The organism is Luteibacter sp. 3190 (assembly GCF_031456385.1).
Taxonomy (GTDB): Bacteria; Pseudomonadota; Gammaproteobacteria; order Xanthomonadales; family Rhodanobacteraceae; genus Luteibacter.
Genome location: NZ_JAVDUO010000001.1, coordinates 213,736 through 227,581 on the forward strand (window position 1 = coordinate 213,736; position 13,846 = coordinate 227,581).

Below are 13,846 nucleotides of genomic sequence, written 5' to 3' on the forward strand. Positions count from 1 at the left end.
GCAGGGGGCGGAAGGGTCAGTCTAGCGGAATTTACGTGACGGTTCAGGGCGCCGGGTCGCGGCTACGCCGCGAATCGCCGATCAGGCCAGGTACGGGTCGGCGATGCCGAGTCCGGCCAGCACCTTCGTCTCCAGGGCTTCCATCGCCTCGGCCTCGGCCTCGTCGATGTGGTCGTAGCCCAGCAGGTGCAGGGTGCCGTGGACGGTGAGGTGGGCCCAGTGGTCGGCGGGTTTCTTACCCTGTTCGGCGGCCTCGCGGACCACCACGGGGGCGCAGATCACCAGATCGCCGATCAGCGGAAGATCGACGCCGGGCGGCAGGTCGGCGGGGAATGACAGGACGTTGGTCGCGTAATCGCGGCCCCGGTACTGCAGGTTCAGGGCCTGGCCCTCGTCGGCGTCGACGATGCGGATGGCCACTTCCGACGCCTTGCGGCGACGGGCGCCCTTCAGCGCGGCCTCGACCCAGCGGCGGAAGCTCGCCGGGGCCGGCACGCCCTTGCGCGGCGCGGCGTAGCCGACCGCGACCTCCACACGGCTCATTGCGCCTCGTCCTGCTTCTGCTCGAAGGCCTCGTAGGCGCGCACGATCTTGGCCACCAGCGGATGGCGCACCACGTCGCGCGAGGTGAAGAACGTGAAGCTGATGCCGTCCACGCCGCGCAGCACCTCGATGGCGTGACGCAGTCCGGAGCGGATGTGACGGGGCAGGTCGACCTGCGAGACGTCGCCCGTGATCACCGCCACGGAGCCGAAGCCGATGCGGGTCAGGAACATCTTCATCTGCTCAACGGTGGTGTTCTGCGCCTCGTCGAGGATCACGTAGGCATCGTTGAGCGTGCGGCCGCGCATGTACGCGAGCGGCGCGATCTCGATCACGTTGCGCTCGATCAGCTTGGACACCTTCTCGAAGCCGACCATCTCGTACAGGGCGTCGTACAGCGGACGCAGGTACGGATCGATCTTCTGGCTGAGGTCGCCGGGCAGGAAGCCGAGCTTCTCGCCGGCCTCGACCGCGGGGCGCACCAGCAGGACGCGCTGGACGCGGTTGGCCTCGAGCGCCTCGACGGCGCTGGCGACGGCGAGGTAGGTCTTGCCGGTACCGGCCGGGCCGACGCCGAAGTTGATGTCGTGCGTGGTGATGGCGTGGAGGTAGCGGGCCTGGTTGGGGCCGCGGCCCTTGATCACGCCACGCTTGACCTTGATCACGACCTCCTGCGCCGACTCCGCCGCCTGCTCGTTCAGGGCGTCGATGCCGGATTCGGCCAGGCGGAGGTTGATCACCTGGCCGTTGAGCGTCTCGTGCTCGGTCGCGTCGTAGAGCGCGCGCAGCACCTGCTCGCCGGCTTTCGCGGCGGCTTCGTCGCCGATCACGCGGAAGAGGCTGCCACGGTGGTCGACTTCGATGCCGAGCCGCAGCTCGATCTGGCGGATGTGCTCGTCGAGCGGACCGCAGAGGTTGGCGAGGCGGGCGTTGTCCTCGGGATCGAGGGCGAAATCGCGTTGGGAAAGCTGGCTCATGGCATTCACGAGGCTAGGGCGACCTCGTCGCCGAGGACCACGCGGCCGCGGAGCGAATTGCTCATGGCCTCGGTGATCGTCACGTCGATGAACTGGCCGATCATGCGGGCATGACCGGGGAAATTCACGTAGCGCATGTTTTCGGTGCGTCCGGTCATTTCGTTCGGGTTCTTGCGGCTGGGCTTCTCGACGAGCACGCGCTGGACGGTGCCGACCATGGCCTCGTTGATCCGGCGGGCGTTCTCGTTGATCGCGGCCTGCAGGCGCGACAGGCGCGCGTGCTTGACCTCGTCGGACGTGTCGTCCGGCAGGTTGGCGGCCGGCGTGCCGGGGCGCGAGGAAAAGATGAAGGAGAAGCTCTGGTCGAAGCCGACGTCGCCGATCAGCTTCATCGTCTTTTCGAAGTCGTCGTCGGTTTCGCCGGGGAAGCCCACGATGAAGTCCGACGATATGCAGATGTCCGGACGCACGGCGCGCAGCTTGCGGATCTTCTGCTTGAATTCCAGCGCCGTGTAGCCGCGCTTCATCGCCGCGAGGATGCGATCCGAACCGGCCTGCACCGGAAGATGCAGGTAGTTCGCCAGCTGCGGCACGTTCGCATAGGCCTCGATCAGAGAGTCCGAGAACTCCAGCGGATGCGACGTGGTGAAGCGGATGCGGCCGATGCCGTCGATCTGCGCGATGGCGTGGATCAGCACCGCGAGGTCGGCGGTGCCGCCGTCGTGCATGGGGCCGCGATACGCGTTGACGTTCTGGCCGAGCAGGTTGACCTCGCGCACGCCCTGCGCGGCGAGCTGCGCCACTTCGACGATGACGTCGTCGAACGGGCGGCTGATCTCCTCGCCACGCGTGTACGGCACGACGCAGTACGAGCAGTACTTCGAGCAGCCTTCCATGATCGACACGAAGGCGGTGGGGCCTTCCGCGCGGGGCTCGGGCAGGCTGTCGAACTTCTCGATATCCGGGAAGCTGATGTCCACCTGCGCCTTGCCGCTGGCACGCTGGGCTTCGATCATTTCCGGGAGGCGATGCAGGGTCTGCGGGCCGAAGACGAGGTCGACGAACGGCGCGCGCTTGATGATCGCGTCGCCTTCCTGCGAGGCCACGCAGCCGCCGACGCCGATGAGCACGGGCTTGCCGCCCTGCTTGTGCGCCTTCCACCGGCCGAGCTGGCTGAAGACTTTTTCCTGGGCCTTCTCGCGGATCGAGCAGGTGTTGACCAGGATGACGTCGGCCTCGGCCTCGTCCTGCGTCAGTTCCAGCCCGTGCGACGCCAGCAGCACGTCGGCCATCTTGGCCGAGTCGTACTCGTTCATCTGGCAGCCGTGGGTCTTGATGAAAAGCTTGCCGCTCATGGGCCGGGGTACCGTGGTTTCGTGGTGGATCACCGAACCGCGCAGTTTACGCCGCCGATCCCTCCGTTGCCAGATGGGCGCCGTGGATCAATGACTTGCGTGAAGATGGTCACGCTATCCCTGCTTGGCTCGGGAGGGGGCTTCGGGCACACTCGCGCCCATGGTCAACGACGCGTCGCCAGGGGAAAGCGCCGGCCATGCCGCCCGCCGTTTCCCGCGTGTCCGCACGGTCCTGCGAAGGGCCGCGTTGGCGTGCGTCCTGCTGGCCGGCGTGAACGCCGGTCCGGCCGTGGCCGGGGCGCTCTACCGCTGCACCGGCAGCACGGGCGAAACCGTCTTTTCCAGCAGCGCGGCCGGTTACAAGGACTGCAAGCGCATCGGCAGCACCGGGCCGGCCCGCGCCGCCCGGCCCGCGGCACCCGTCGCTCCTGCGGCCGTGTTCGAGGACGTGCCGGGGAAGGCCTCGCTGGAGGGTGTGATCGGGTCGGTGGCGCTGGCTCCGTCGACCGCTGCCTCGTTCTTCGGCGTGACCGGCGGCGTGGTGGGCGGAGCCGAGGGGAACACGCCGGAACCGCCGGTGCTGCCACCCGTCACCGCGCCGAAGGGCAGCTGGGATTACCGGGAATCGGCCCGCGCGGACCTCGCCACCGCCGAAGCGCCGGCGGCGCCGAAAGGCTCTCGGGTGCTGCGCGGGGCCGTCTACCGGATCACCCGGGCTGACGGCGGGGTGGAGTACACGAACATTCCGCCCGGCGGCGGGGCCAGGGGCCAGAGCATCAAGATGCTCTTTACCTATATCGCGACCTGCGCCGCCTGCGACGTCCATTCGAAGATCGACTGGAACAGCGTGGCGCTCAACATCACCTCGTTCGGCGACACCATTCGTTCGGCGAGCAGCGAGTTCGGCGTCGACGAGGCGTTGCTGCGGGCCGTGATCCACGCCGAGAGCGCGTTCAATCCGCGCGCGCTGTCGGTCGCCGGCGCGCAGGGGCTCATGCAGCTGATTCCGGGCACGGCGCGGGACATGGGCGTGCTGGATGCCTTCAACGTCGACCAGAACATTCGCGGCGGTGCGCGGTACCTGGCCCTGCTGCTGCGCAACTTCAACGGCAATGAGCGCCTGGCGGCCGCGGCGTACAACGCCGGGCCCGGCGCGGTGCAGAAGTACAACGGCGTGCCGCCTTACGACGAGACGCAGGTCTACGTCGAGCGCGTGGGGGTGCTGCGCAAGCGCTACGCGGAAACGCTGCGGCAGCGCCCGGCGCCCGGAACGCCCCTGGCCATCCGCGGCGCCCCGTAGGAGCGCACCCTGTGCGCGACATCTTTTCGCGGGGCGCATCAGGGCCCGCTGCACGGCTCCAACACATGTCGCGCGCAGGGCGCGCTCCTACGGAGCGCCGGAGCGGCTAGGGGCGCAACGGCTGCATCGGCGCGCTCGGCGGGCGCTGCGTCGGGGTGATGGTCGCGGTGAACGGGGCGCCGTAGCGAAGGCCCGATATCGTCACGGGTACGCCCGGTTTCAGCGACGCCTCGTGGCGGCGCAGGTCCGAGGTATCCAGGATGTCCTCGTCGCCGAGCTTCAGCAGCACGTCGCGTTGCTGGATGCCGGCGAGCGCCGCCGGACCGCCCGGCGAAAGCTCGTTGACCACGACGCCGCGCGCCGCCGAGGGCAGGCCACTATCGGCCGACACCGGCACCGCGCCGTAGTCGGCACCGATCCAGCCGCGGACGACATGGCCCGTCTTCACGATCTGGTCGAGCACGTCGCGCGCGCTCTGCGCCGGAATCGCGAAGCCGATACCCTCGGCACCGACGGCCTGTCCGATCAGCGAGGTATTGATGCCCACGAGTTCGCCGTGCGCGTTGACCAGCGCGCCGCCGGAGTTGCCGAAGTTGATCGCGGCATCCGTCTGGATGAAGTTCTCCAGGCTCGACAGGTTGAGCTGCCGGCCGATGGCGCTGACGATGCCCATGGTGACCGTCTGCCCGATGCCGAACGGGTTGCCGATCGCGAGGACGACGTCGCCGACGCGTGGCCGCGTCTCGGCGTCGGTCATGCGGATGGCGGGCAGGTTGCCCGCGTCGACCTTCAGCACCGCCAGGTCCGTTTCGTCGTCCGAACCGACCACGCGGGCCTTCGCCACGCGACCGTCGTAGAGCAGCAGCTGGATGTCGTCGGCGTTGGCGATGACGTGGTTGTTGGTCAACACGTAGCCATCGTCGCTGACGATGACGCCCGAGCCGAGGTTCTGCTGCCGCCGTGTGCGCACGGGCCCGCTCGGCACGCTGAAGATGCGCTGCAGCACCGGATCGGAGTAGAGCTCGCGCGGCTGCTCGGTGACCAGCTTGTTGGCGTAGATGTTGACGACCGACGGCGCGGCCTTCGCCACCGCGTCCGCGTACGAGGCGGGTGCCGCGCCCGGCGCGGGCAGGGCGGCGGGCGTCTCGGCCGTTTCCTGCGTGCCGGCGAGCCGGTGCCGGAGGAAGGCGCCGCTACCCGGCCAGAAGAGTCCCACGACGAAGGCGACCGCGAGGCCGAGCACGACGAAACGAGCGATGAAGGCGAGCGTGCGGGCGGCGTGTTTCATGTAAGAGCGCGGGGTCCTGTCGTCGTCGCGTCGCCTTGCCAACGAAGCGCGAACCTGTTTTTCCGCTTCCGGGCGGTTCCTTGGCAGCCCTCCGCCGGGACGCCGGACAGGGCTAAGTTCATTTTATTGTACGTGGCTGGTGCTGACGTTACACTGACGCGATTTGCGGAAGCCGATTTCCGAAGAACCGGCGATAGGGGTCCGCATCCTCAATGGCATAAGTTCCGGAGAGCCTGATGGCGAACGAAGTCGTCGATCATGGCCGCCGTCGCTTTCTTACCGTGACGACAGCAGTTGTCGGCGGTGCGGGAGTGGTCGCTGCGGTTGTGCCCTTCATCAAGTCGTGGGAACCGAGCGCAAGGGCAAAGGCAGCGGGGGCGCCTGTCACGGTCGATATCAGTGCCATCGAGGCCGGTCAGAAAGTCACCTACGCCTGGCGCAGCCTTCCGGTCTTCGTCGTCAATCGCACCAAGGATCAGCTGGCCCAGCTGAAGGGCCTGGATTCGCGCCTGCTCGACCCCGAGTCGAAGGACGCGGCGCAGCAGCCCAAGTACGCGACCAACGAAACGCGTTCCATCAAGCCCGAGTGGCTCGTCGTCATCGGCCTGTGCACCCACCTGGGCTGCGTGCCTGACTTCGTTCCCGACATCAAGCCGGAGCCGTTCGACGCGAACTGGAAGGGCGGCTTCTACTGCCCCTGCCATAAGTCACGGTACGACCTGTCGGGCCGCGTCTTCAGCGGCGTTCCGGCGCCGAAGAACCTCCCCGTGCCGCCGTACCACTTCGTGGACGACACGCACATCCAGATCGGCGTCGATCCGCAGGAGGCAGGCTGATGGCCAACGTATTCTCGAACATCGCCGATTGGGTCAACGAGCGCGCCCCGGGGCTCGCGCCCATGTACCGGAAGCACATGACCGAGTACTACGCGCCGAAGAACTTCAACATCTGGTACTACTTCGGTTCGCTGGCGCTGCTGGTCCTGGTCAACCAGATCGTGACCGGCATCTTCCTCACCATGAACTACAAGACGAGTGCGCTGGAAGCGTTCAACTCGGTCGAGTACATCATGCGTGACGTCGAGTGGGGCTGGCTCATCCGCTACATGCACTCCACGGGGGCATCGCTGTTCTTCGTGGTCGTGTTCCTGCACATGTTCCGCGGGATCATGTACGGCTCGTTCAAGCGTCCGCGCGAGCTGGTCTGGATCCTCGGCATGCTGATCTTCCTCGTGCTGATGGCCGAGGCGTTCATGGGTTACGTGTTGCCCTGGGGCAACATGTCGTTCTGGGGCGCGAAGGTCATCATCTCGCTGTTCGGCACCATCCCCTTCATCGGCGACGCGCTGGTGCAGTGGATCATGGGCGACTTCCTGCCTGCCGATGCCACCCTCAACCGCTTCTTCGCGCTGCACGTCATCGCGCTGCCGCTGGTGCTGCTGCTCCTGGTGGTGCTGCACCTCGCGGCGCTGCACGAGGTGGGTTCGAACAACCCCGACGGCGTCGACGTGAAGCACGGCCCGAAGGGCAACCGCTGGGATGCCGAGAAGCCTGCCGACGGCATTCCCTTCCATCCGTACTACACGGTGAAGGATCTCTTCGGCACCGGCTTCTTCCTCACGATCGCCGCGTTCATCATCTTCTTCGCGCCGACGTTCGGTGGCTGGTTCCTGGAGCATGACAACTTCACGCCGGCGAACAACCTCGTCACGCCGAGCCACATCAAGCCGTCGTGGTACTTCACGCCGTTCTACGCGATCCTGCGCATGATCCCGTCGTTCTTCGGCACGGCGATCTGGGGCGTGATCGGCATGTTCGGCGCGATCCTGCTGCTGGCGCTGCTGCCGTGGATCGACAAGGGCGAGGTCCGCTCCGTGCGCTACCGCGGCCTGGGCTTCCGCATCGCGCTGGCCGTCCTCGTCGTCAGCTTCCTCGCCCTCGGCCTCGTCGGCGCGGGCGTCACCGCGGAGCTCATCCCGGCGTGGTTCCCGCATGCGGACGTCACCACGTGGGAGAACGCCTTCGGCCGCCTGATGGTGCTGGGCTACTTCGGGTTCTTCGTATTCCTTTGGGTCTACACGCGCTTTGGCTTCGAGAAGACCAAGCCGGTTCCGGAACGGGTGACGATGCATGATTAAGCGCGCTATCTCCTCCATCGCCCTGGCGCTGGGCCTTGCGGTCGCCACGATTCCCGCCCTCGCCAACGAAGGTGGCGAGGGCCTGGCTCCCGCGGGTACCAACGTCGCCGACCGGGCATCGCTGCAGCGTGGCGCGAAGCTGTTCTTCAACTACTGCGTCGGCTGCCACTCGCTGAAATACGTGCGGTATTCGCGCCTCGCCTCCGACCTCGGCCTGTCCGAGGAAGAGGTGATGACGAACTTCAACTTCACGGGCGCCAAGTTCGGCGAGCCGGTCATCTCGCACATGCCGGCCGACGACGCCAAGGCCTGGTTCGGCAAGGATCCGCCGGATCTCTCGCTCGAAGCCCGCGCCAAGGGCGTGGACTTCATCTACAACTATCTCAACTCGTTCTACCTGGACCCGAGCCGCCCGGTGGGCTGGAACAACACGGTCTTCCCGAACGCCTCGATGCCCAACGTGCTGTGGGAACTGCAGGGCCTGCAGACCGCCGTTCACGGCGAGGCCGCTCCGGGCCAGGAAGCCGCGGTGGAGAAGCTGGAGATCACCACGCCCGGCCGGATGACCCCGGAACAGTTCCGCGGCGCCACCCGCGACCTGGCCACCTTCCTCGAGTACACGGCCGAGCCGGCCGCCCTCGAACGCCAGTCGATCGGCGTCTGGGTCATCCTGTTCTTGGCTGGCCTGACCTTCCTCCTGTACCTTCTGAAGCACGAGTACTGGAAGGACGTTCACGATAATCACTGATTGACGTCCTGGCGGGGCGGCCACGGGTCGCCCCGTCATCGTTCAGGCAGCAGGGAGGGAGATCGAAAGCATGGTCCAGAATGCACGTTCGCGCTCGGCACTCACGCTCTACACCAGCGCCGACGACATCCACTGTCACCGCACGCGCCTCGTGCTGGCTGCCAAGGGCGTCGCCTACGACCGGATCATCCTCAAGGCCGATCAACCCACGGCCGACCTGCTGGACCTCAACCCGTACGGCACGCTGCCGACGCTGGTCGATCGGGATCTCACCCTGTACGACCCCGCGGTCGTCGTCGAGTACCTCGACGAGCGCTACCCGCACCCGCCCCTGATGCCCATCGACCCCCTTTCCCGCGCGCGCCTGCGCCTGGGTACGTGGCGGATCGAGAATGACTGGCTCCCGGAAATCGAGACCATCGGCGAGGGCGGGAAGGCCGCCGAGGGGGCCCGCAAGCGCCTGCGCGAGCACCTGCTGATGTCGGTGCCCCTTTTCAGGGCCTCGCGGTTCTTCCTGAATCCCGAGATGAGCCTGATCGACTGCCTCGTGGCCCCCGTGGTGTGGCGCCTGCCGCATCTGGGCGTCGATCTGGGCAAGGAAGGCAAGCCGATCGTTGACTACGGCGAGCGCCTGTTCCACAGCCAGGGCTTCGCCCGCAGCCTCACGCCGGAAGAGCGTGACATGCGTCCGGACTTCAATTTCAGTCCGGTTTAGCTCGTTTTGGTCCTTCGGGACGCCGTATCCCTTAAACTCTTCGCCAGACCTTGCCCTGCCGGGCTTTGGGTGCTTCCCGACCGACCGGCGGGTACGACGAGGACGGATTCCATGGATACGAACGAAAACGCGGGCATGACCTCCAATCGGCCCTATCTCCTGCGCGCCATCTACGACTGGATCAGCGACAACGGCCTGACGCCGTACGTCCTCGTGGATGCGGGCTTTCCGGGCGTGCGGGTGCCGTCGCACGTGGTCAAGAACGGCCAGGTGGTGCTCAATCTCGCCATGCGCGCCGTGGCCAACCTCGACCTCGGCAACGACCGGATCGCCTTCCAGGCCCGCTTCTCGGGCGTGAGTCAGTCGATCGTCATTCCTGTCCACGCCGTGCTTGCGCTGTACGCGCAGGAGAACGGCCAGGGCATGATGTTCCCGGCCGACGAGAACGAGGCCCTGAACGCCGGCGCCGCCGACGAGTCCGAAGACGAGGCCGGCGACACGCCGCCCGCCTCGGGTGGCGACGACGACCGTCCGAAGCGCGGCACGCCGCATCTGCGCGTGGTCAAGTAACGAAAAACCCGCCGGAAGGCGGGTTTTTCATGTCGACGAGGATGTCGTTCGTCAGTGCAGCCTGCGCCGGTCGGCCAGCGAGATGATATTGCTCGTGGCCAGCACGCTGTCGGTCGCCACGACGGTCTCGAGCTCCGGTGCGCCCGAATGGGGCAGCGAGAAACTCGCGACCTCGTTTCCGGTCATCCAGAGGCGGGCAGGCTGGCGCGATTGGCCATCTTCGCTAACCTCGAACGCGTAGCAGCGCTCAAGGCGGCGTGCGCCGTCGACGCCCTGCCAGCGGATCGCCCGCAGGCCGACGCTCTGGTCGAGCAGCTGCAGTCCATACCGCTTGCACAATGCCATCGCCGCGCGCACCGCCACCTCGCGGGCCCGCGTCAGCCGATACCACGCGGCCACGCCGGCAGCGAGCACGAACAACCAGAAGAGGTCGGTGAACGAGGTCATGGGAGCAGTGTGTGGCCGGGCGGGCGCGACCACAAGTCCCGCCGCGACGTGAGAGCCATCGCGCCCAGGTGCGCTCCAACGTCGGGGTGGTGTGGGAGCGGACCTGGCCGCGACAGCCCTTCGCGACAGTCATGGAGCTGGCGGCTAAGAGCCGTCGCGCCCAGGTGCGCTCCAACGTCGGGTGTTGTGGGAGCGGACCTGGCCGCGACGGCCTTTCGCCACAGTCATGGAGCTGGCGGCTAAGAGCCATCGCGCCCAGGTGCGCTCCAACGTCGGGGTGTTGTGGGAGCGGACCTGGCCGCGACGGCCTTTCGCCACGGTCATGGAGCTCGCGGCTAAGAGCCGTCGCGCCCAGGTGCGCTCCAACGTAGGGGCTTCGTGGGAGCGGACCTGGCCGCGACAGCCTTTCGCGACAGTCATGGAGCTGGCGGCTAAGAGCCGTCGCGCCCAGGTGCGCTCCCACAGGGCGCTCCTACAGTTGCGCTTCTACGGGGTGCTTCACGTCCAGGCGCAGCGACAGGTCGATGGCGCGGATGTGCTTGGTCAGCGCGCCACTGGAAATGAAATCGACGCCCGCCTCGGCGATCGCGCGGATGGTGTCGATCTCGACGTTGCCGGACACCTCGAGGGGGATGCGTCCCGCGGTGTACGCGACGGCCTCCGCCAGCATCGCCGGCGTGAAGTTGTCCAGCAGCGCGCGGTCGGCACCGGCCTGCACGGCCTGCGCGAGCTCGTCGAGGTTTTCCACTTCGACGATGAGCGGAAGGGTAGGGTGCGTGTTCCGCGCGGCGCGTACCGCCGCGGGAATGCCGCCCGCCGCGATGATGTGGTTTTCCTTCAGCATCATCGCGTCGAACAGGCCGATGCGGTGATTGGTGCCGCCGCCGCAGCGCACCGCGTACTTCTGAGCACGGCGCAGGCCGGGGATCGTCTTGCGGGTGTCGAGCACCCGTGTCCGCGTGCCGGCGATCGCGTCGACGTACTGCGCCGTCACGGTCGCGGTCGACGACAGCAGCTGCAGGAAGTTGAGCGCGGAACGCTCGGCGGTCACGAGTGCCCGGGCATTGCCCGCCAGCCGGCAGATCGGCGAACCGGCGGCGACGCGGTCGCCGTCGTTCGCCAGCCATTCGATGCGCACGTCGGGATCGAGTTTGCGAAAGCACGCGTCGAACCAGGGCGAGCCGCAGAGCACCGCGTCTTCCCGACAGGTCAGCACCGCCGTGGCGGTGGCCTTCGGATCGAGCAGGTCGGCCGTGGCGTCGCCGGGTCCGATGTCCTCGGCGAACGCGCGCTCGACGTCGGCAAGGATCTCAGTCTTCGACGGCAGCGCGTCGGCAAGGTGTCGCGGGTCGGAAGGGCTCATCGGCGGGGCGGCAAGGGAAAGGCCGCTACCTTACCGTAGGAGCGCGCCCTGCGCGCGACAGCTTTTCGCCCCGGTCCGCAGGCCGCTCGCCAGCTCGCAGGCTGCGCGAGGAGCTGTCGCGCGCAGGGCGCGCTCCTACGGGTTATCCGGCTGGCGCAGTTTCTCGACGATCGCGTCCATCGCGCGGTCGAACAGCAGCGTGGAGTCGAGCACGCGCGCGGTGCCCTCGGCGAACGCCTGCGCGAGGCCGGCGAGGCTGTGGTCGGCGACCTTCAGGCCGCGGCGGTTCACGAAGAGGTAGCGCCCGCTGATGGGGGATACCCACGACAGCTTCGCGCGGTCGGTCGTGCCGTCGCCGGCCACGAACTCGAGCCACTGACCCACCTTCAGTTCGCGAGCCTGCGCGAGGTAGGTCTCGTCGAACGCCTCGTCGCGCAGCGCCGCTTCCTCGTCGTCCGGATCGGGCGCGAGGACGGGCTCCTCGATCGACTGGATCGCTTCGGGCAGCGGCATCACGCTGGCGACGATCGTGCCCGAGGCGGTCTCCGGCGCGGCCTCGCCGAGCTGCTGGCGGTAGAACGCGTGCAGCTGGGCCAGGAGTTGTTCGGTGTCGGCTTCCTGGAACGCCACGGCCGCCAGGCCCCGGCGCAGCGCGCGCTCGACGCCCGGCAGCATCGCGCGCAGGTCGCGGCGGGCGTTGGTGTCGTGCACGGGCCGCGCGCTGGCGACGAAGTCGTCGATGAAGCGCAGCGAGTCGCGAAATTCGTGGGATTCCTCGCCCTGACGAAGCAGCGTCAGCACGATGTAGTTGGCCCAGGCGCGCGTCAGCACGCCGTAGATCAGCGGCGGCAGCGAGGCCTCGCCGATGCGGCCGATGATTTCCTGGGCGGCGCGGCGGCGGGCCTGCTCGAGCTTCTCGCGACCGCGGGTCGATTCGGCCACGCGCTGCTCGGCGAGCTCCGCGCGCTTGCGGCTGATGTCGAGGAAATCCTGCAGTTCGGTCGCGAGACGATTGAAGATGCCGAGGTCGTCGTCGAAATCGTGCAGCAGGCGCTCGACGATCGTCTTGACCTTCTCGTACAGGCGGCCGTCGCGATCGGCCTCGGCCGACCAGCCCTTGGCGGCGTCGGCGAGGGCGTCGAGCAGCTGGCGCGCGGGATGCGTCTTGTGCGCGAACATCCGGCGATCGAGCAGCGCGACCTTGAGATAGGGAATCTGCAGGCGCGCGAGCATCACCTGCATTTCGGTCGGCAGGTTGTGGTCTTCGAGGATGAACTCGAAGAGCATGCCCACCAGGTCGATGGTGTCTTCGTCGACGCCCGACACGTGCGCCGTCTGCTGGCCGCGCAACTGGCCGATCTGCGCGAGCAGCTGTTCCTTCAGCTGGGCGACGTCGCGCGTGACGTCCGCCTGCGTGGCGAGCGGCGCCGCGTTGCTCGGTAGCACCGCGATCTGGCTCTGCAGCAGCGTCAGCGCGCCGAGGAGTTCCGTGGGGCTCGGGAGCGGCCCGGTCGGGATCGGCGCGCCAGTCGCGCCGCCGGTGGCGACATCGCCGCGGCGCGCGGAGAACAGGGCATGCAGCGACTGCATGAATTCGGCGGCCGCGGCATCGGTGACGGGCGCGGTGGCATGCGCCGCCTGCGCCGCGGCGGGCGACGCGGGGCCGATCGGGGCGGGCGCGTCGCTGCGACGCGTCGAAATTTCGTGCCGCAGCTGCGGCAGCACGCCGGCTGCCGCGAGCTCGTTGTTGATGTCGTCGTACAGCTCGTCGATGCCGGCGAGCACGTAGCGGTCGAAGAGCTTGTAGATGATCAGCTTGACGCGCACTTCCACGAGCAGCTCACGCATCGCCTGGCGGAACGCGCCGGCGAGCGAGGCGGGACCGACGGGATTGCTGGCGTCGTCCATGCGCGCACCGCCACAGATGACCGACAGGCGCTGGTTCACAGCGAACAGGGCGCGTGCGAGGCGCTGTTCGTTCTTGCCGATCATGCTGGTGATGGCCAGCGATTCTTCCAGCTCGTTCTCGCCGACGAGGCTCAGCTCGATGTTGGCGAGCGGCCGGGCGGAGGCGTCGGCATCCGGCGCGCGGGTGCGGCCCGCCGAGAAATCGGCGAGGTCGCGGGCCACCTGGCCGAGGAACGTGCGCTCGACGATCGCGCGCTTCTTGCGAACCTCGCGCATGCCATCGAAGAACTGGGTCTGCGCCGCGTTGTTCTCGGCTTTTTCCGCGAGGTCGAAGAGGGCGTCGTCGATGTTCTCGAACATGTTCGAGGCGAGTGCGTGGAGCCGCTTGGTGGCCAGCCCGCGAACGGTGACCAGCAGCGCGCCCACGCGTTCGCTGCGCGGGTCGAGGCGCTGACTGAGGTCGACGACGTTCGACGGCTCACTCGCATTGTTCAT

13 protein-coding genes are annotated in these 13,846 nt (G+C 67.7%); 6 read left to right on the forward strand and 7 right to left on the reverse strand.

From position 1 onward, the window contains the following. Positions 1-81 precede the first annotated feature (81 nt). From ybeY to miaB, 3 genes are read right to left on the reverse strand one after another with little or no spacing between them, the layout of a single operon-like run. On the reverse strand, positions 82-543 hold the full coding sequence (gene ybeY / locus J2X58_RS01000; RefSeq protein ID WP_310045960.1) for an rRNA maturation RNase YbeY: 462 nt from the start codon (positions 541-543) through the stop codon (positions 82-84). Beyond that, on the reverse strand, positions 540-1,520 hold the full coding sequence (locus J2X58_RS01005) for a PhoH family protein (protein ID WP_090054678.1): 981 nt from the start codon (positions 1,518-1,520) through the stop codon (positions 540-542). Before J2X58_RS01005 ends, ybeY begins: the two co-directional genes overlap by 4 nt. A 5-nt stretch (positions 1,521-1,525) precedes the next feature. Continuing rightward, positions 1,526-2,875: a tRNA (N6-isopentenyl adenosine(37)-C2)-methylthiotransferase MiaB gene (gene miaB, locus J2X58_RS01010; RefSeq protein ID WP_310045961.1), complete on the reverse strand. Its 1,350-nt coding sequence runs from the start codon at positions 2,873-2,875 to the stop codon at positions 1,526-1,528. Between the two features lie 247 nt (positions 2,876-3,122). Between miaB and J2X58_RS01015 the strand changes: the two genes are divergently transcribed. After that, on the forward strand, positions 3,123-4,175 hold the full coding sequence (locus tag J2X58_RS01015; RefSeq protein ID WP_310045962.1) for a lytic transglycosylase domain-containing protein: 1,053 nt from the start codon (positions 3,123-3,125) through the stop codon (positions 4,173-4,175). Positions 4,176-4,281: 106 nt separating this feature from the next. Here J2X58_RS01015 and J2X58_RS01020 read toward each other — a convergent pair whose 3' ends face one another. Then, a complete protein-coding gene (locus J2X58_RS01020) occupies positions 4,282-5,463 on the reverse strand; it encodes a trypsin-like peptidase domain-containing protein (RefSeq protein ID WP_310045964.1) in 1,182 nt (393 codons plus the stop codon). Positions 5,464-5,699: 236 nt separating this feature from the next. Here J2X58_RS01020 and petA point away from each other — a divergent pair, with 236 nt between their 5' ends. The 5 genes from petA (at position 5,700) to J2X58_RS01045 (ending at position 9,633) form a co-directional block, all read left to right on the forward strand. Next, positions 5,700-6,299 (forward strand): ubiquinol-cytochrome c reductase iron-sulfur subunit, encoded by a 600-nt coding sequence (gene petA / locus J2X58_RS01025; RefSeq protein ID WP_090054672.1) that lies wholly within the window; start codon positions 5,700-5,702, stop codon positions 6,297-6,299. After that, positions 6,299-7,600: a cytochrome bc complex cytochrome b subunit gene (locus tag J2X58_RS01030; protein ID WP_310045965.1), complete on the forward strand. Its 1,302-nt coding sequence runs from the start codon at positions 6,299-6,301 to the stop codon at positions 7,598-7,600. The genes petA and J2X58_RS01030 overlap by 1 nt, the downstream gene beginning before the upstream one ends. Continuing rightward, positions 7,593-8,348 carry a cytochrome c1 gene (locus J2X58_RS01035; protein ID WP_310045966.1) on the forward strand — a complete coding sequence of 252 codons (756 nt, stop codon included), beginning with the start codon at positions 7,593-7,595 and terminating at the stop codon, positions 8,346-8,348. The genes J2X58_RS01030 and J2X58_RS01035 overlap by 8 nt, the downstream gene beginning before the upstream one ends. 70 nt (positions 8,349-8,418) lie before the next feature. Continuing rightward, complete coding sequence (locus J2X58_RS01040) at positions 8,419-9,063, forward strand: glutathione S-transferase N-terminal domain-containing protein (protein WP_310045969.1); 645 nt, start codon at positions 8,419-8,421, stop codon at positions 9,061-9,063. Between the two features lie 135 nt (positions 9,064-9,198). After that, a complete protein-coding gene (locus tag J2X58_RS01045) occupies positions 9,199-9,633 on the forward strand; it encodes a ClpXP protease specificity-enhancing factor (protein WP_310047865.1) in 435 nt (144 codons plus the stop codon). A 51-nt stretch (positions 9,634-9,684) separates the two neighbouring features. Here J2X58_RS01045 and J2X58_RS01050 read toward each other — a convergent pair whose 3' ends face one another. The 3 genes from J2X58_RS01050 to J2X58_RS01060 form a co-directional block, all read right to left on the reverse strand. After that, positions 9,685-10,080, reverse strand: coding sequence for a DUF3301 domain-containing protein (locus J2X58_RS01050; protein ID WP_090054667.1), 396 nt, complete (start codon positions 10,078-10,080; stop codon positions 9,685-9,687). A gap of 472 nt (positions 10,081-10,552) precedes the next feature. Then, on the reverse strand, positions 10,553-11,443 hold the full coding sequence (nadC, locus tag J2X58_RS01055) for a carboxylating nicotinate-nucleotide diphosphorylase (protein ID WP_310045970.1): 891 nt from the start codon (positions 11,441-11,443) through the stop codon (positions 10,553-10,555). A 135-nt stretch (positions 11,444-11,578) separates the two neighbouring features. After that, the gene (locus J2X58_RS01060) at positions 11,579-13,846 is read right to left on the reverse strand and encodes a DUF1631 domain-containing protein (protein ID WP_310045971.1); all 2,268 of its coding nucleotides are present in this window, start codon (positions 13,844-13,846) and stop codon (positions 11,579-11,581) included.